We start from the raw sequence: 18757 nt of genomic DNA on the forward strand, positions 1-18757 counted from the left end.
GGTCGAGATTGCGATGAGCACTCGATGAGCACGCGATGAGTACGCCCATGAAGTAGCGACGGTCCGGCGTAACCCGGACCTAAAAGGAGCGAAGTGGCTAAGGTCCGGGTATACGAACTCGCCAAGGAGTTCGGGGTAGAGAGCAAGGCCGTCATGGCCAAGCTCCAAGAACTCGGTGAATTCGTACGTTCGGCGTCCTCGACGATCGAGGCGCCCGTAGTACGCAAACTGACTGACGCATTCCAGCAGGGCAACGGCTCCGGCAAGTCCGCGAAGCCCGCCCCGCGCAAGGCTGCCGCCAAGCCGGCCGCCCCCTCTCCGGCGCAGGCGGCCCCGCGGCCCGCCGCGCCCAAGCCGCCGGCCCCCAAGCCGGCCGCTGCCGAACCGGCGGCTGCCGAACCGGCCGCCGCCGACAAGCCGGCCGCCCCGGCGGCACCGGGCCCGCGCCCGGGTCCGAAGCCGCCGGCGCCCAAGCCGGCCCCCGCGGCTCCGGCCGCACCGGCTCCGGCCGCGCCCGAGTTCACCGCCCCGCCCGCCGCTCCCGCGGCGTCGTCCGGCGGCGGCTCCCAGGCCCCCTCGGCCCCGCGCCCCGGCGCCCGTCCCGGTGCCCCGAAGCCCGGTGCCCGTCCGGCACCCGCCCAGGGTCAGCGCGGCGGCGACCGCGGTGACCGTGGCGACCGCGGTGACCGCGGTGACCGTCAGGGCGCCCCGCGCCCCGGCGGCCAGGGTGGCGCCCCCCGTCCCGGTGGCCGTCCCGCGGGACCGCGTCCGGGCAACAACCCCTTCACCTCTGGTGGCTCCACCGGCATGGCGCGCCCGCAGGCGCCCCGTCCGGGCGGTGCCCCGCGTCCCGGCGGCCAGGGCGGTGCCGGTGCTCCCGGCGGCGCCCCGCGTCCGCAGGGCGGCGGCCAGGGTGCTCCCCGTCCGCAGGGTCAGGGCGGCGCCCGTCCGTCCCCCGGCGGCATGCCGCGCCCGCAGGCGCCGCGTCCCGGCGGTGGCCCCGCCGGTAACCGTCCCAACCCGGGCATGATGCCGCAGCGTCCCGCCGCGGGCCCGCGTCCCGGTGGTGGCCCCGGCGGTGGCCGTGGTCCCGGCGGTGGCGGTCGTCCCGGCGGCGCCGGCGCCGGCGGCGGTGGCCGTCCCGGCTTCGCCGGTCGTCCCAGCGGTCCCGGTGGTGGCGGCGGCTTCGCCGGCCGTCCCGGTGGTCCGGGCGGTGGCGGCGGTGCCGGTCGTCCCGGTGGCGGCGGCGGCTTCGGCGGTCGTCCCGGCTTCGGTGGCCGTCCCGGTGGTCCCGGTGCCCGTGGCGGCACGCAGGGTGCCTTCGGCCGTCCCGGCGGGCCCGCCCGTCGTGGCCGCAAGTCGAAGCGGCAGAGGCGCCAGGAGTACGAGGCCATGCAGGCCCCGTCGGTGGGCGGCGTCATGCTGCCTCGCGGCAACGGACAGACCGTCCGCCTGTCGCGCGGTGCCTCACTGACCGACTTCGCCGAGAAGATCAACGCCAACCCGGCGTCGCTCGTCGGCGTGATGATGAACCTCGGCGAGATGGTCACCGCCACGCAGTCCGTCTCCGACGAGACGCTGAAGCTCCTCGCGGACGAGATGAACTTCGTCCTGGAGATCGTCAGCCCGGAGGAGGAGGACCGCGAGCTGCTCGAGTCGTTCTCCATCGAGTTCGGTGAGGACGAGGGCGGCGAGGACATGCTCGTCTCCCGCCCGCCGGTCGTGACCGTCATGGGTCACGTCGACCACGGTAAGACCCGACTTCTGGACGCGATCCGCAAGACGAACGTCGTCGCGGGCGAGGCCGGCGGTATTACGCAGCACATCGGTGCGTACCAGGTCGCCACCGAGGTCAACGGCGAAGAGCGCGCCATCACCTTCATCGACACCCCCGGTCACGAGGCGTTCACCGCCATGCGTGCCCGTGGTGCGAAGTCCACCGACATCGCGATCCTCGTGGTCGCGGCGAACGACGGTGTGATGCCGCAGACGATCGAGGCGCTGAACCACGCCAAGGCGGCCGACGTGCCGATCGTGGTCGCGGTCAACAAGATCGACGTCGAGGGTGCCGACCCGACCAAGGTGCGCGGCCAGCTCACCGAGTTCGGTCTGGTGGCCGAGGAGTACGGCGGCGACACGATGTTCGTCGACATCTCCGCGCGCCAGGGCCTCAACATCGAGCAGTTGCTCGAGGCCGTGGTCCTGACCGCGGACGCCTCGCTCGACCTGCGGGCCAACCCGGAGCAGGACGCGCAGGGCATCGCCATCGAGGCCCACCTCGACAAGGGCCGCGGCGCCGTCGCGACCGTCCTCGTCCAGCGCGGTACCCTCCGCGTCGGCGACACGATGGTCGCCGGTGACGCCTACGGCCGAGTCCGCGCGATGCTCGACGACAAGGGCGAGAACGTGGAGGAGGCGACCCCGTCGACTCCGGTCCTCGTGCTCGGTCTCACCAACGTCCCGGGCGCGGGCGACAACTTCCTGGTCGTCGACGAGGACCGTACGGCCCGTCAGATCGCCGAGAAGCGTGCCGCCCGCGAGCGCAACGCCGCGTTCGCCAAGCGCACCCGCCGGGTGTCCCTCGAGGACCTCGACCAGGTGCTCAAGGCAGGCCTGGTACAGGACCTCAACATCATCATCAAGGGCGACGCGTCCGGTGCGGTCGAGGCTCTCGAGTCCTCGCTGCTCCAGCTCGACGTCGGTGAAGAGGTCGACATCCGCGTCCTGCACCGCGGTGTGGGTGCGGTCACGGAGTCGGACATCGACCTGGCGATGGGCTCCGACGCCATCGTCATCGGCTACAACGTCCGCGCGGCAGGCCGTGCCGCGCAGATGGCGGAGCGCGAGGGCGTCGACGTCCGCTACTACTCGGTGATCTACCAGGCCATCGAGGAGATCGAGGCAGCCCTCAAGGGCATGCTCAAGCCGGAGTACGAAGAGGTCGAGCTCGGCACGGCGGAGATCCGCGAGGTCTTCCGCTCGTCCAAGCTGGGCAACATCGCGGGTGTGCTCATCCGCTCCGGCGAGGTCAAGCGGAACACCAAGGCCCGGCTCCTGCGCGATGGCAAGGTCATCGCGGAGAGCCTCAACATCGAGGGTCTGCGTCGCTTCAAGGACGACGTCACCGAGATCCGCGAAGGGTTCGAGGGCGGTATCAACCTCGGCAACTTCAACGACATCAAGGTCGACGACGTCATCGCCACGTACGAGATGCGCGAGAAGCCGCGGGCATAGCGTGAGCAGGGTCGGGGGTCGCCCGGGGGTTTCCCCGGGCGACCCCCGACCCCCGTTTCCGGGGGCTGCGCCCCCTTGCCGGGAGTTTCAGCCCCTCCGGCGATTGAGGAGCGGGGTCTGGGGCGGAGCCCCAGGTACGGGACGGGTAGGGACGGCGGGGGCGAAACTCCGTCGAGCAGGAGCACCCGCTCGTTGTACGGTTCAGGTGACCCTGCCAACCGTGCGCAGGGCGCGATCCCGCACCGGCGGGTCATCCGGCACACATATGTATGTGGGGACTCTGTCCTTCGACCTGCTCCTCGGCGACGTACATTCGCTGAAGGAGAAACGCTCCCTCGTCCGCCCGATCGTGGCGGAACTCCAGCGGAAGTACGCGGTGAGCGCGGCCGAGGTGGGCCATCAGGAACTGCACCGCAGGAGCGAGATCGGCCTCGCGCTGGTCTCCGGGGACGCAGGGCACGTCACGGACGTACTGGACCGGTGTGAACGGCTCGTCGCCGCCCGGCCCGAAGTGGAGCTGCTTTCGGTACGGCGGCGGTTCCACGGCGACGATGACGCCTGAACGACCCGCACGACCTGAACGACTTGCACGACTTGAACAACTGCACGACTTGAACGACCAGCGGCGAGCACAGCACAGAAGGAGACGCAGCAGTGGCCGACAACGCGCGGGCGAAGAGGCTGGCGGACCTCATCCGAGAGGTGGTGGCCCAGAAGCTGCAGCGCGGGATCAAGGACCCGCGGCTCGGCTCACATGTCACCATCACGGACACCCGGGTCACGGGTGACCTGCGGGAGGCGACCGTCTTCTACACGGTCTACGGGGACGACGAGGAGCGCGCGGCAGCGGCCGCGGGCCTGGAGAGCGCCAAGGGCGTACTCCGCTCCGAGGTCGGCCGCGCGGCGGGCGTGAAGTTCACCCCGACGCTGACCTTCGTGGCGGACGCCCTCCCGGACAACGCACGGGCCATCGAGGACCTCCTCGACCGCGCCCGCGCCTCCGACGCGAAGGTCCGTGAGGCCTCCGCGGGCGCCGACTTCGCGGGCGGCGCCGACCCGTACCGCAAGCCGGAGGACGCCGACGAGGAAACCTCCGCCGAGACGGCGGAAGGCGCGGCACAGACTGCGGAAGGCGCCGGTCAGGACAAGGACGGCGACGCTTCCCGATGAGCAAGCGCAGTACCAGTGGGACCACGCCGGACGGCCTTGTCATCGTCGACAAGCCGTCCGGCTTCACTTCGCACGACGTGGTCGCCAAGATGCGGGGCATCGCGAGGACCCGGCGCGTCGGGCACGCGGGCACCCTCGACCCGATGGCGACCGGCGTCCTCGTGCTCGGCGTCGAGCGCGCCACCAAGCTGCTCGGCCACCTCGCCCTCACCGAGAAGGAGTATCTCGGCACGATCCGCCTCGGCCAGTCCACCGTGACGGACGACGCGGAGGGCGAGACCACCGGGTCCGCCGACGCCTCCGACGTCAAGCGGGACGCCATCGACGCGGGCATCGCCAAACTGTCCGGCGACATCATGCAGGTCCCGTCGAAGGTCAGCGCCATCAAGATCGACGGCAAGCGGTCCTACGCACGGGCCCGGCAGGGCGAGGACTTCGAGATCCCGGCCCGCCCGGTCAGGGTCTCCTCGTTCCAGGTGTACGACATCCGGGACGCGGTCGCCGACGACGGCACCCCCGTCCTCGACCTGGTCGTGTCCGTCGTCTGCTCATCGGGTACGTACATCCGGGCCCTGGCCCGCGACCTCGGCGCGGATCTGGGCGTGGGCGGCCACCTCACGGCGCTGCGCCGCACCCGCGTCGGCCCGTACAAGCTGGACGTCGCCCGGACCATCGACCAGCTCCAGGAGGAGCTGACGGTGATGCCGGTCGCCGAGGCCGCCGCCACGGCGTTCCCCCGCTGGGACGTCGACGAGCGGCGCGCACGGCTGCTCGGCAATGGCGTACGGATCGAGATGCCGGACGAGTACGCGGGCGCGGGGCCTGTGGCCGTCTTCGGCCCTGAAGGACGCTTCCTGGTCCTGGCCGAGGAGTCGAAGGGCAAGGCGAAGAGCCTCGCCACCTTCTGACGACCGCTCACTTCACTTCACTTCCGCTGCTTGCTGCTTGCTGCTTGCTGCTTGCTGCTCGCTGCTCGCTGCTCGCGGAGCGGCGGGCTGTGCGTGGTGCCGTGGGCGGTGCGTGGAGCGGCGGGCGGTGGTCCGCCGCTCCACAGTCCCCCCACTTGATTTCCCACTGGCTCCCCCGCTGGTTCCCCCACTGAAGGTCTGTCCATCCCCGTCTGTGGATTCACCCCTTCGGACCAGCGCTCGGAGTGAACCGAGGGAGTGGAAGGGGGCGCGTTCGGCTCGTGTTCTGTCCGGCTGATCATCCCCGACCTACGGTCGAAGAACGGGGCGCGGCTGGGAGGTTCGAGCATGGCGGGACGGGGCCCGCGGATTCGGGGCGACAGTGGTCGCGCCCGGGGCTCCCGGGGTGACCGGGATGCCTGGGGTGACCGGGGTGGCCGGGACACCCGGGACACCCGGGACACCCGGGACACCCTCGTCGACCAGGATGGTCTGGGTGACTGGGGTGATGTGAGTGCCCGAGGTGAGGTATGGGCCTGGGGGGACGTGAGTGCGCGGGGCGACCTCGGCGGGGGTCGTGATGACCGCGGTGACTGCGGCGACTGCGGTGACTGCGGTGACTGCGGTGACCGCGATGGCCGCGGCGACCGCGGCGACTGCGGCGACCGCGATGACTGCGGCGACCGCGATGACTGCGATGGCCGCGATGACCGCGGCGGTCCCGGCGGTCCCGGCGGTCCCGGTGGCCGGGGCGGGCGCGGGGAGCGTGGTGGCCGAGGGCCGTGCGTCGACCATGGCGATGGGGGAGGACGCGGGGAGCGGCTCGGGCGCGGGGAGTGTGGCGATCAAGGAGTGCGTGCCGACCGCGGCGACGGTGGGGACCGGCCCGGGCTCGGTGAGCGTGGTGGTGGTTCCGGGGTGTGGGCGGTGGGGCGGAGGGGTTGGCGGGAGCCCGAGCGAGCCCTGGTGTGGATCTGCGATCTGGCCGGGCGCCCGCGCGGCCACGGCTTCGCCGCCGACGAGCACGGCACGGTGATCACCAGCCACGAGGCGGTCGACGGACTCGCCCGCATAGTGCTGCACGCGCCGGGCGAGCGCACCTGCCTCGTCGCCGACGACGCCGTCACCGCCCTGCCGGAGTCCGACCTCGCCCTCGTCCGCACCGAAGGACTCGGCCTGCGCCCACTGCCCGTCACCGCCCGCGGTTCCGTGGCCGTCGGCGCGTACGTACGCATCGCGGCCTGCGGCTGGCGGCAGGCCCGGGTCCTCGGCCCGGCCGCGGTGACGTACACCGCCACGGACCGCTTCCACCTCCTGGACGACGCCCTGGAGCTGGCCATCGGCACGGACGGCGCGGACGCGCTGCGGCTCGGCGGCGGCGCGGCGGGCGGGCCCGTCGTGGACGCCGCCACGGGTGCCGTCCTGGCCGTCGTCGCCACCGCCCTACAGGCACCGCACCGCGCCGCGGGCTTCGCCGTGCCGCTGGCCCCGGCGGCCGCCGCCGATCCCGAAGGGCCGCTCGCCCGCCTCCTGGAACGCAACGCAGCCACCGTCCCCGGCTACGGCCGTGACCTGAACCTGGCGGGCGCCCTGCACCTCACGGCCACCTCGGTCGGCTCCGACGGCCCCCGCGCCCTGGACCCGGGGCCCGTCGAACGGCCCGACACGGCTCGGGAGTTCGCCCGCTTCACCGCTGGGCCCGCGCAGGTACTCGGCCTCGTCGGCGATCCCGGCACCGGCCGCACCACGGAACTTGCCGCGCTCGCCGCCCGCCGTGCCCGGGGTGCCGAGCCCGCCCCCACCCTGTGGCTGCGCGGCGCCGACCTGCGGGACGCCGACACGTCCGTGGCCGACGCCGTCGCCCGCGCCCTGGAGCGGGCCGGGCGCATCCTCGCCGCGTCGGACGCCACGGCGGGCGGTGACGACGGACTCGGGGACATCTCGGCGGGCCGTGTCGCCCGCCTGCTGCGGGACACGGGGCGGCCTCTGATGCTGCTGCTCGACGGCCCCGAGGAGATGCCGCCCGCGCTCGCGCACCGCCTCGCCGCCTGGAGCGCGGGGACGGCGGGCTGGCTGCGGGACACCGGCGCCCGGCTCGTCGTGGCCTGCCGGGCCGAGTACTGGGAGGAGGCGGGTGCCCACTTCCCGCCCGCCCTTCTCCACCCCCCGGCCCCCGACGACGGCACGGACGGCGGCGTGGACGCCGGGCTCGTCGGCTGTGTGCGCCTCGGTGCGCTGCCGGAAGCGCAGGCGCGGTCGGCCCGCGCCCGGTTCGGCGTCCCGGACGGCGCGCTCGCCGCCGCCGACGCCCGCCATCCGCTGGCACTGCGGCTGCTCTCGGAGGTGGCGTCGGCGCTCCCGGGCGACCCCGCGGGGCAGCCCACGCGGCAGGATGTGTTCGCCGCCTACCTCGACCTGTTCGGCCTGCGGATCGCCGTCCGTCTCGCCGCCGAGAGCGGGCTGCGCGGGCGTGCCGTGCGGCGGCTCGCGGCGAAGGTGTCCGGGCAGGTCCATGAGGCGGCCAGACGCTGCCTCGGCCCCGGTCAGGGCCAGCTCGACCGTGCCGCCTTCGAAGAGGTCTTCCCGTGGGGTGCCCTGCCCGGCATGGGCTTCGACACCTGTACCGGCTGGGCCTCCGCGGTCCTCACCGAGGGGCTCCTGGTCCCGGCGGGCGGCGGCTACCGCTTCGCGCACGAGGAGGTCGGGGACTGGGTCCAGGGCCTCCACCTGGACGTGGACGGCGCCCTGACCTCCCTGGTCCTCCGCTACGCGGAACAGGACGCCGCGCCCCCCACGCCGAGGCCGCTGCCGGTCCCACGCCACCGCGTGGGACCGGTGCTGCAGGCGCTGCTCCAACTGGAACGGCAGCGCGGGGCCGCCGAACTCGGCGCGAGGCTGGACAAGTTGCTGACGGCGCTGGAGACGCTGAGCGTTAGTGCTGGGGCTGGGGCTGGGGCTGGTGTGGGTGTGGGTGTGGGTGTGGGTGCTGGTGTGAGTGCCGGTGCCGGTGCCGGTGCCGGTGTGGGTGTGGGTGCCGGTGCCGGTGTGGGTGCCGGTCCTGATGCGTGTGCGGGTTCGGATCTGGATGCGGGCGTGGGCGTAGGTGCTGTGGTGGTGAGGTCGGGCGTCGGCGGGGCGCGGGGGAGGGGGCTGGTCCGAGGGCTAGGGGGTGGTGGTCTGGTCGGGGGCGGGGGCCTGGGCGGCGGCCCGCCCGGGTCCGCATCCGGGTCCGCATCCGGGTCCGCGCTCGGGTCCGCATCCGGGTCCGCATCCGGGTCCGCATCCGGGTCGGGTCCGCGCTCGGGTCCGCATCCGGGTCCGCATCCGGGTCCGCATCCGGGTCCGCGCTCGGGTCCGCATCCGGGTCCCCATCCGGGTCTGCACTCGGGTCCGCATCCGGGTCCGCACCCGGGTCTGCACTCGGGTCCGCATCCGGGTCCGCACCCGGGTCTGCACTCGGGTCCCCATCCGGGTCCCCATCCGGGTCTGCACTCGGGTCTGCACTCGGGTCCCCTTCCGGGTCCGCGCTCGGGTCCGCATCCGGGTCCGCATCCGGGTCCGCGCTCGGGTCCGCGCTCGGGTCCGCATCCGGGTCCGCACTCGGGTCCGCACTCGGGTCCGCACTCGGGTCCGCATCCGGGTCCTCACCCGGGTCCCCACCCGGGTCCTCACCCGGGCCCGCACCCGAACCCCCTCCCGAACCCCCGAACGGCGCGGTGGACGCGATGTGGTGGGGGCGGTACCTCGTGCGGGAGACGCTGCTCCGGGTGCCCGACGCGTCCCCGTACGGCGATCTGTTGCAACGGATCGCCACCCGCAGGGAGTTCGGCCCCGACTTCTGGCTCGCGCTGCAACTGCCGGAGGCGGTGCGGTACGAGTTGCTGCGGGCCGCCGTGGTGCACGACGGCCCGCCCGGTACCGGGCGCCGCTGCCTGGACGCCGTCGCCGGGTGCCTCGCCGCCGACCCCGCCGCCGTACAGCGCCACCTGACCCGCTGGTTCGCCGACGAGAGGCCCCTGCGCGCCGCCCCCGAGGCGACCGTCGCCTCCGCCGCCCAGGCCCTGCTCCACACCCACCGGCACCGCGCCGTCGACGACCTGACCGAGGCCCTGGTCGACTGCGCGCACCCGCGCGCCGACGAACTGCTCGGCGCGCTCACCGAGGACGAGCCGTCCGCGCTCTGCCGCGCCGTCGACCGGTGGGCCCACGACGCGCGCCCCGCCCGCCGCATCGCCGCCGCCGTGTACGCGCCGCGCACCGCCCCGCACATCACGGGCGAGGCCGACCGCCGCCTCCTGCGGTACGCCGCCCAGGCCCTGCTGTCCCACTCCGCCGACGACGCGCTGCACGGCGTCGCCCTCGCCCTCCTCGTACGCGACCCGTACTCCCGCGCCCGCTATCTGCCGCGCGCCCTGAAGCGCTTCGCCGACGGCGACCCGAGCCTGCCCGCGAGCGCACTCGCCGTCGCGCTCGCCGGCGACCCCGAGCCCGTACTCGCCGCCTTCCGAGCCCGCCTGCGCACGCGGGACACCGGGACCGGCGACATCCTGCGCAGCCTCGCCCACGTGACGTCGCCCGCCCTCGCGCGGCGCGTCGCGGAGCTCGTACAGGACCAGGTGGAGCAGTGCCCGCGTGCCGCCGCGGACGCCGCGGCGTACGTGGACCTGCGTCTCGAACAGGGGGCCGCGGTGCGGGACGAACTCTTCCCGCTGGTCGCGGGGTTGCTGCGGGGCCGCGGCGTGGACGTACGGGTCGCGCTCGCGCCCGTCCTCGCCGCGCCCGGCACCCCCGTCTCACGGCCCCTGCGGGGCGAACTGCTCGACCTGCTGCTCGCCGGTGAGCGGGAGCACCCCGTCTTCGAGGCGCTGCTGCGCGCGGTCGGCGGCCGGGGCGGCGGTGCCGAGGGGGACCGGGACCTGGTGCGCCGCGCCGTCCTGCTCTTCGGCCGCACACCGGACGGAGCCACCCGTTCCGACCGCGTCCTCGTCGACCTGGCGCAGCGCGTGCCGGGCTTCGCGGCGCGGCTGACCACATGGCTCACCGACGCCCCTGACGACTGGGCCGCCCTGGTCGGTCCGAGCGCCCGGCGTACCGTGACGCAGTCGGCGGGAGCCGTGCCGGTGTCGGCGTGAGGTCCGCCACCCCGGCCGATGCGGTCGACAATCTGTCGGCATGGCAGTCTTAGACCTGCGCAATCGACAGTGAACGTACAGACGTACGCGCGTACGGATACACGGATACATACACGGGTTCGGCGAGGAGCGAAGACAGTGCAGCGCTGGCGTGGCTTGGAGGACATTCCCCAGGACTGGGGGCGCAGCGTCGTCACCATCGGTTCCTACGACGGCGTGCACCGCGGTCACCAGCTCATCATCGGCCGCGCGGTGGCCCACGCCCGCGAGCTGGGCGTGCCCGCGGTGGTCGTCACCTTCGACCCGCACCCCAGCGAGGTCGTGCGGCCCGGCAGCCACCCGCCGCTGCTCGCGCCGCACCACCGGCGCGCGGAGCTGATGGCGGAACTCGGGGTGGACGCCGTCCTCATCCTGCCCTTCACCACCGAGTTCTCGAAGCTGTCGCCCGCCGACTTCGTGGTGAAGGTCCTCGTCGACAAGCTGCACGCCCAGGCCGTCGTCGAGGGCCCCAACTTCCGCTTCGGCCACCGCGCCGCGGGCAACGTCGAGGTCCTCGCCGAGCTCGGCCGCACCTACGACTACGAGGTCGAGGTCATCGACCTGTACGTGAGCGGCACCGCGGGTGGGGGGCAGCCCTTCTCGTCCACGCTCACCCGCCGCCTCATCGCCGAGGGCGACGTCGCCGGCGCCCACGAGGTCCTCGGCCGCCCGCACCGCGTGGAGGGCGTGGTGGTGCGCGGCGCCCAGCGCGGCCGCGAACTGGGCTTCCCCACCGCCAACGTCGAGACCCTGCCGCACACCGCGATCCCCGCCGACGGCGTGTACGCGGGCTGGCTGCACGCCGACGGCGAGGCGATGCCCGCCGCCATCTCCGTGGGCACCAACCCCACGTTCGACGGCACCGAGCGCACCGTCGAGGCATACGCCATCGACCGCGTCGGCCTCGACCTCTACGGTCTGCACGTAGCCGTCGACTTCCTCGCCTTCGTCCGCGGCCAGGCGAAGTTCGACTCCATCGACCAGCTCCTGGTCGCGATGGCGGACGACGTGAAGAAGTCCCGCGAACTGATCGAGGCCACGAACGCCTGAGCCTCCGGGGCGTGGGGCTGTGCCCTCGCGGGGTGCGCCCCAGCCCCACCCCTTCCCGAAACCAGGGGCGCTGCGCCCCCTGGACCCCCGCTTTATCGGCGCTCCGCGCCTCGTCCTCAAACGCCGGACGGGCTGAATGGGCCCTCCGGCAGGCAACCGATTTCAGCCCGTCCTGCGTTCAGTTCCTGTCCCGTCGGGCGGCCGATCTCAGCCCGTCCGGCGTTTGAGGACGAGCCCGAAGGGCGATCGACGTCCAGCCGACCGCCGGGTCACCTGCCAGGCCGACCGCACGGTCACCCCCGGGCAACCGCCCAATGACAGGCAACCTGCGCCCCGGCGGAGCCGGAAAGCACCGGAAGGTCCCGCGTACGGCAGTCCTCCGCGACCCCGGCGCGCTCCGCCTCGCCCCCGGCGAGAACCTGACACCGCGCATGGAACCGGCACCCGGCCGGCACCCGGGACGGATCCGGCGGTTCCCCGGTGAGCACCACCGGCTCCCCCTCCGCCTCCGGCAGCACGGACAACAGAGCCTGCGTATAAGGATGCTGAGGGTCCGTGAGGACCCGCTCGACCGCTCCGGTCTCCACGATCCGGCCCAGGTACATCACCGCGACCCGGTCGGCGATGTTCCAGGCCAGACCCAGATCGTGGGTCACCACGAGCGCGGACAGGCCGAGTTCCTCGCGAAGCCGCAGCAGCAGCGCCAGGATCTCGCCGCGCACGGACGCGTCCAGCGAGGCCACCGGCTCGTCCGCGACGATCAGCTCCGGTTGCAGGACCAGGGCGCCCGCGATGACCACGCGCTGCCGCTGCCCGCCGGACAGCTCGTGCGGGTAGCGCAGGAAGAACCGCTCCGGCGGCCGCAGCCCGGCCCGGGAGAGCGCCTCACCGACCGCGGCCCGCTCGTCACCGCCGTACCTGTGGATGCGCAGCCCCTCGGCGACAGCCTCGTACACCGTGTGCCGGGGATTGAGCGAACCGCTCGGATCCTGGAGCACGAGCTGGACACGCTTGCGGTACGCCTTCAGGGCCCGGCTGCGGTAGTCCAGCGGCTCGCCCCCGAACGTGACCCGCCCGGACGTGGGCGGGACGAGCCCGAGCAGGGACCGCGCGAGCGTCGTCTTGCCGCAGCCCGACTCGCCGACGAGCGCGACGATCTCGCCCGGACGGATGTCCAGGTCCACGCCGTCCACCGCGCGCGCCGGGTCGGCGCCCCGGCGCCCGGGGAACGTGATGTGCAGGTCGGAGGCAGAGAGCAGCGGCGCGGCCGCGCTCGGCTCCGCGGCCGTCCCTGCGGTGGCTTCGGTCGTCATGCGCTGCTCCTCGCGGGGGACCCGGGCGGACGGTTCACGGTGTGCGCCGGGGCGTGCGCGGCGCGGGGCGGGGGCGGTACGGCGTACGCGGGGCTTGGCGTGCGGGGCGTGCGGGGCGCGCGGGCGCGGGCGCCGGTCACCGCGCGGCCTCCGCGGCCGGTTCCGGCTGCCCCGGCGCGCCCACGTGCACGCACGCCGCCCGGCGCGCCGGGCCCGCCACCCGCAGCACCTGATCCTGCGTGGCGCAGATGTCGAGGGCCACGGCGCACCGCGGATGGAACGTACAGCCGGACGGCAGCGCCGACGGGTCGGGCGGGTCGCCGGGCAGACCGCGCGGCGCGAACCGCGACGACAGGTCCCCGATGCGCGGGAACGCCGCCGAGAGGGCCTTGCCGTACGGATGCTGCGCCCGTTCGTACACCTCCCGCGCCGGTCCCTCCTCCACCACCCGGCCCGCGTACATCACCGCGAGCCGGTCGCAGGTGTCGGAGAGCACCGCCAGATCGTGACTGATCATGATCAGGCCCAGGTCCTGGTCGGTGACGAGCTGTTCGATGAGGCGCAGGATCTGCGCCTGGATCATGACGTCGAGCGCCGTCGTGGGCTCGTCCGCGATGATCAGCCGCGGGTCGCAGGCGAGCGCCATCGCGATCATCACGCGCTGGCGCTGCCCGCCGGACAGCTCGTGCGGATAGGCGTCCGCGCGGGCGCCCGGCAGGCCCACCTGTTCAAGCAGCTCGCGGGCCTTCTTCTTCGCGCCCGCCGGTGTCGCCTTCCTGTGCAGCACGATCGGCTCGGCGATCTGGTCGCCGATACGGTGCACCGCGTTCAGCGAGTGCATCGCGCCCTGGAACACGATGGACGCCCCCGCCCAGCGCACCGCGCGCACCCGCCCCCACTTCATCGTGAGCACGTCCTCACCGTCGAGCAGGATCTCGCCGGTGACCTTCGTCCCCGCGGGAAGCAGCCGCAGCAGCGCGAGGGCCAGCGTGGACTTGCCGCAGCCCGACTCGCCCGCCACGCCCAGCTTCTGCCCGGCGGCCACGGAGAGGTCGACCCCGCGGACGGCGGCGGCACCCGTCGCGTACGTCACGGTGAGCTTCCGTACGTCCAGCAGTCCGTCAGTGGTCACCGGGACACCCCCAGCCTCGGGTTGAGCACGGACTCCACGGCACGTCCGCACAGCGTGAACGCGAGCGCGACCACGGCGATCGCGATGCCGGGCGGCGCCAGGTACCACCAGTCGCCCGCGCTCACCGCGCCCGCCTCACGGGCGTCCTGGAGCAGTCCGCCCCAGGACACCACCGTCGGGTCGCCGAGTCCGAGGAACGCAAGGGTCGCCTCGGTCAGGATCGCGCTGGAGATGACAAGCGTGGTCTGCGCGAGCACCAGCGGCATCACGTTCGGCAGTACATGCCGGGCCATGACGTGACCGTGCCCGCCGCCGAGGGCCTGCGCCCGCTCGATGTACGGCCGTGACTCCACGGCGAGGGTCTGCGCGCGCACCAGGCGGGCCGTCGTCGGCCATGTCGTCACCCCGATCGCCAGGATGATCGTCCAGACGGAACGGTCCATCACGGACGCGAGCGCGATCGCGAGTACCAACGTCGGCATCACCAGGAACCAGTCCGTGACCCGCATGATCACCGTCGCGTACCAGCCCCGGAAGTGGCCCGCCGTGATCCCCACGACCGTACCGATGGCCACCGAGAGGAACGCCGCGAGCAGGCCCACCGTCAGCGAGATCCGCGCGCCCCACACCAGCAGCGCGAGCAGATCACGTCCGAACTGGTCCGTGCCGAGTGGGAACTCGCCGCTCGGCGCCCGCATGGCCTCGCCCGGGGCCTCCGTCACGCTCTGCGCGTCGGAACCCACGAGCAGTGGCGCGCCCAGCGCCGCGAGCGCGATCAGCACGAGCGCCGCCAGCCCGCACACTCCCGCCCGGTGTGTGCGGTACTCCCGCCAGAAGCGGGCCGCGGAGTGCCGTCTGCGGGTCCAGGCCAGGGCCCGGGGGCTCTTCGCCTCCCGCGGGGGGTCCGACTTGCCTTGTGTGTTGTGTGTGCCTTGTGTGTCCTGGGTGCCTTGTGTGTCCTGGGTGTCCTGGGTGTTTTGGGTGCCTTGCGTTTTCTCCGGCTCCTGCGGCGCCGGCACGGACGCTGTGTCGGTCGTCATCGGCCCACCCTGGGATCGAGCAGCGGATAGATCACGTCGGCCACCGTGTTCATCAGGATCACCGCCGTCGCGAAGACGAAGAAGAGTCCCTGCACCAGCGGTAGGTCCGGCACGCTCAGCGCCTGGTAGAACAGGCCGCCGAGCCCCGGCCAGGAGAACACCGTCTCGACCAGGATCGCGCCCGCGACCACCGTGCCCAGGTTCACGAACATCAGCGTGACCGTCGGAAGCAGCGCGTTCGGCACCGCGTGCCTGCGCCGCACCAAGTCGTCCCTCAGCCCCTTCGCCCGAGCCGTCGTCAGATAGTCGCCGCCCATCTCGTCGAGCAGCGACGACCGCATCACCAGGAGCGTCTGCGCGTACCCCACCGCGACCAGTGTCAGCACCGGCAGGACCATGTGGTGCGCCACGTCCACCACGTACGCGAATCCGCTCTCGTCGCCGCTCTCCATCCCGCCCGTCGGGAACAGGCCCGGCAGCGGGCCCATCCCCACCGAGAACGTGATGATGAGCAGCAGGCCGAGCCAGAACGACGGCACGGAGTACAGGGTCAGCGCGAGTCCCGTGTGGAAGCGGTCGCCAAGGCGGCCGTTGCGCCAGGCCGTGCGCGTTCCCAGCCAGATGCCGATCAGTGTGTAGAGGATGTACGCCGTCCCGGTCAGCCACAGCGTCGCGGGAAGCGCCTCCGTGATCTTGTCCAGCACCGGCGCGTGGAACTGGTACGACGTACCGAAGTCGCCGGTCAGGACATTGCCGCAGTAGTCCGTGAACTGCTGCCACACCGGCTGGTCGAGGCCGAACTCCGTCCGCATCGCCGCCAGTTGTTCGCTCGACACCCGGCGGCCGCCCGTCATCTGCTTCACCGGGTCGCCCGGGATCAGCCGGAACAGGAAGAAACTCGTGACGAGCACCGCGAACATCGACACCAGGGCGCCGCCCAGCTTGCCCGCCACATACTGGAGGTAGGCGGTCGTGTCGCGCGCCCGGGGGCCGCGGCGCCCTCGCGGCCCTGCCTGCTCGGCCGGGCCGTCGGGCGCCCCTCGGTCCGCTCGTGCTGCTTCGGCCTCGGCGGCCAGGATCGCCGCCGGGTTGTTGCCCGCGGCGGTCATGTGGCACTCGTGGGGGTCTTGTGCTCGGTGCGGTGCCCGGGTGGTGTGGTGTGGTTCGTTGTGTGCCCGGGTGGTGTGGCGTGGTTCGTTGTGTGGTCGGGTGCAGTCGTGTGGTTCATGCGGTACTCGCGGTTGCTCGCGGCATGGTCGGATACCCGTCACTCACGGTCGTCTGCTGTCGAGCGGCGGCGCATGGCGAACAGGGCTCCGCCGCCTGCCAGCACCACCGCGGCTACGGCGATACCGATGATGACACCGGTCGAGCTGCCGCCGTCGGAGGAACCCTTCCCACTCGCCGGTACCGCCGACCACCAACTCCAATAGCCGTCCTGCCCGTAGATGTTGCCCGCCGCCGACGGCATGGTGGTGATGGACTTGATCTGGTCCGTGCGGTACGCCTCCACGGCGTTCGGGTACGCGATGACGTTCATGTAGCCCGAGTCGTACAGCCACGACTCCATCTGCTTGACGAGCGCGGCACGCTTGGCCGGGTCGTACTCGGCAAGCTGTTTCTCGTACAGCTCGTCATACTTGTTGTCGCAGATGAAGTTGTCCGTCGCCGCGCTCTCCTTCGCCTTCTCCGGCAGCGCCGCGCAGGTGTGGATGCCGAGCACGAAGTCAGGGTCGGGGTTGACGGACCATCCGTCGAAGGCAAGGTCGTACTCACCCGCGTACCAGGGCACCGACACGTCGTCGAGGCAGTTCACCTTGAGTCCGATGCCGAGATCGCCCCACCACTCCTTCAGATACTTCCCGACGGCCTTGTCGTTCGGGTCGGTCGCGTGGCACAGGATCCGGAAGTCCAGCGGCTTGCCGTCCTTGCCGACGCGCTTGCTGCCCTTCTTCCTGTACCCGGCCTCGTCGAGGAGTTTCGCCGCCCGCTGCGGGTCGTAGCCCAGCTCCTGGTCCGCCGAGGGCTTCCAGGAGTACTCCGAGAAGCGCGGCGGGATGTACCCGGCGCCCTCCACCGCGTTGCCCTGGAACACCTTGTCGACGATCGCCTTCCTGTCCACGGAGAGGAACAGCGCCTGGCGCACCCGCTTGTCGAGCAGCGCGGGGTGGCCGTCGCCGAACTTCTTGCCGTCCCGCGTGCGCGCGCCCGGATTCGTCGCCAGGGCGAAGAAGCGGCGGCCCGGGCCGTTGTTCACCTTGATGTCCGGCTCGCCCTTGAGGCCGTTCGCCTGCGCGGGCGTCAGGGCCGGCTGGCCCGCCACGAACGACACCTCGCCCTTCCTGAGCGCCGCGACGGCGGCATCCTGGTCCTTGTACGTCTTGAAGACCAGCTCGTCGAACTTCGGCGCGCCCCGCCAGAAGTTCTTGTTCGCCCTGAGCTTCACGTACTGGTCGACCTTGAATTCCGACAGCACGAACGGGCCGTTCCCGACCACCGGGAAATCCTTGTCATTGTTGAACTTCGAGATGTCGTCGACCTTCTCCCAGACATGCTTGGGAACGATCGGGACATCCAGCGCCGCCATGGTCGACTGCGGCTTCTTGAGCTCGATGACCAGCTTGGTGGGGGTGGGAGCCGTCACCTTCTTGAAATTGGTGACGAAGTTGGAGTTGGCTGTGGCAGTGCCTTCCTTGGACATGATTTTGTTGAACGTCCAGGCGGCGTCCTCCGCCGTGGCCTTCTTCCCGTCCGACCACTTGGAATTCGACCGAATGGTGTACGTCCAGGTGAGCTTGTCCGCCGACGACTCCCATTTCGTGGCGAATGCCGGGACCGCGTGGTTGTCCTTGGGGTCGTAGTTCGTCAGATACTCGTACGTCAGCCGGTGAACACTGGTGCTGAGCAGACGCTGCGCGACGAACGGACTGAGCGAGTCGACGCTCTGCGCCACCGCGACGGTGAGGGTCTTCTTGCCGTCGTCCTTGGCCTCGGCCTGTTGGGGGGCCGGGTTGAGGGGGGTGGCCAGGGCTGCCGTGAGGGTGAATGCGGCGGCCGCGGCTGCGGCTGCCAGGAAGGGCAGCCGGGGGTGGAGGCGGGTGGGGCGCGTTCGTGTCCGTGTCCGTGTCCGTGTTGTTCGTGTCCGTGTCCGTGTTCGTGTTCTGCCGTGCTGATCTTGTGTATCCATGGACGGTGACCTCGCGTCATCGCTTGCACAGAGATGGCTGGTTACGGCTACTTACGGGTACGCGATCAAGAAACGTCAGGTGGTTGATGTGTGTGTATCAGCGCCGGTCATCGCGCGTCAACGGGACGTGAACCCCATGTGGCCTGCGGAAATAACGAGTTGACCGGGATTTCACTCGCATTGGTCAATACCACTGACGCTGTGCTGGCCAGAGGATGGCGTGAGAATTCGGTGGCGGTTTGGGAGGGGTGGGGCGTGGTAGCGCCTCTGGCGGTGTTTGTGCGTTTTCGCCTTTCCGTTTGTGGGGGTGGCGGGTCGTGGCGCCGCCTGCGCTGACGGTTTTCGCCTTTCCGTTTGTGGGGGTGGCGGGGTCGTGGCGGTATGGCCGTGCTCGCGTAGTGGGCGGCTTCCGCCGCCCTGCCATTCCCCTGCGGGCCACGGCCCACCGCCGCCCCCGTCTCCCCTGTGGGCAACTGGTCCGCCAGGGGCGAGGGGGGTACCTCCCTGCTCGAGCGGAGCCGAGAGCTTGGGGGAGGGTGGGCACAGCCCATG

Annotated in this window: 12 protein-coding genes; 6 read left to right on the forward strand and 6 right to left on the reverse strand. The window is 72.2% G+C overall.

Features of this window, described 5'->3' with window-relative positions; genetic code table 11:
- Positions 1-93: 93 nt before the first annotated feature.
- The 4 genes from infB to truB all read left to right on the forward strand — a co-directional run bounded on the left by infB (position 94) and on the right by truB (position 5312).
- On the forward strand, positions 94-3234 hold the full coding sequence (gene infB, locus IG78_RS0125300; RefSeq protein ID WP_030567075.1) for a translation initiation factor IF-2: 3141 nt from the start codon (positions 94-96) through the stop codon (positions 3232-3234).
- 265 nt (positions 3235-3499) lie between these two features.
- Complete coding sequence (locus IG78_RS0125305; RefSeq protein WP_030567077.1) at positions 3500-3796, forward strand: DUF503 domain-containing protein; 297 nt, start codon at positions 3500-3502, stop codon at positions 3794-3796.
- 92 nt (positions 3797-3888) lie between these two features.
- The gene (rbfA, locus tag IG78_RS0125310) at positions 3889-4404 is read left to right on the forward strand and encodes a 30S ribosome-binding factor RbfA (protein ID WP_030567079.1); all 516 of its coding nucleotides are present in this window, start codon (positions 3889-3891) and stop codon (positions 4402-4404) included.
- On the forward strand, positions 4401-5312 hold the full coding sequence (truB, locus tag IG78_RS0125315) for a tRNA pseudouridine(55) synthase TruB (RefSeq protein ID WP_030567081.1): 912 nt from the start codon (positions 4401-4403) through the stop codon (positions 5310-5312). The genes rbfA and truB overlap by 4 nt, the downstream gene beginning before the upstream one ends.
- 309 nt (positions 5313-5621) lie before the next feature.
- Here the strand turns inward: truB and IG78_RS49415 are convergent, their stop codons facing one another.
- Positions 5622-6161 (reverse strand): hypothetical protein, encoded by a 540-nt coding sequence (locus tag IG78_RS49415; protein ID WP_157855874.1) that lies wholly within the window; start codon positions 6159-6161, stop codon positions 5622-5624.
- Between the two features lie 69 nt (positions 6162-6230).
- Here IG78_RS49415 and IG78_RS50650 point away from each other — a divergent pair, with 69 nt between their 5' ends.
- Positions 6231-9302 carry a hypothetical protein gene (locus IG78_RS50650; protein ID WP_249926137.1) on the forward strand — a complete coding sequence of 1024 codons (3072 nt, stop codon included), beginning with the start codon at positions 6231-6233 and terminating at the stop codon, positions 9300-9302.
- 1280 nt (positions 9303-10582) lie between these two features.
- Positions 10583-11533 (forward strand): bifunctional riboflavin kinase/FAD synthetase, encoded by a 951-nt coding sequence (locus IG78_RS0125330; RefSeq protein ID WP_037686170.1) that lies wholly within the window; start codon positions 10583-10585, stop codon positions 11531-11533.
- A gap of 293 nt (positions 11534-11826) precedes the next feature.
- On the opposite strand, the gene IG78_RS0125335 is transcribed toward IG78_RS0125330, so the two are convergent.
- The 5 genes from IG78_RS0125335 to IG78_RS0125355 form a co-directional block, all read right to left on the reverse strand.
- Entirely contained in the window at positions 11827-12846 is a 1020-nt protein-coding gene (locus IG78_RS0125335; protein WP_051852951.1) for an ABC transporter ATP-binding protein, read from the reverse strand.
- A gap of 136 nt (positions 12847-12982) precedes the next feature.
- A complete protein-coding gene (locus IG78_RS0125340; protein WP_030567089.1) occupies positions 12983-13978 on the reverse strand; it encodes an ABC transporter ATP-binding protein in 996 nt (331 codons plus the stop codon).
- Positions 13975-15018, reverse strand: coding sequence for an ABC transporter permease (locus IG78_RS0125345; RefSeq protein ID WP_030567091.1), 1044 nt, complete (start codon positions 15016-15018; stop codon positions 13975-13977). Before IG78_RS0125345 ends, IG78_RS0125340 begins: the two co-directional genes overlap by 4 nt.
- Positions 15015-16127 carry an ABC transporter permease gene (locus IG78_RS0125350; protein ID WP_030567093.1) on the reverse strand — a complete coding sequence of 371 codons (1113 nt, stop codon included), beginning with the start codon at positions 16125-16127 and terminating at the stop codon, positions 15015-15017. The genes IG78_RS0125345 and IG78_RS0125350 overlap by 4 nt, the downstream gene beginning before the upstream one ends.
- Before the next feature lie 158 nt (positions 16128-16285).
- On the reverse strand, positions 16286-18205 hold the full coding sequence (locus IG78_RS0125355; RefSeq protein ID WP_030567095.1) for an ABC transporter substrate-binding protein: 1920 nt from the start codon (positions 18203-18205) through the stop codon (positions 16286-16288).
- Positions 18206-18757: the final 552 nt, after the last annotated feature.

This window comes from Streptomyces aureocirculatus, from assembly GCF_000720475.1.
In the GTDB taxonomy this organism is placed as follows: domain Bacteria; phylum Actinomycetota; class Actinomycetes; order Streptomycetales; family Streptomycetaceae; genus Streptomyces; species Streptomyces aureocirculatus.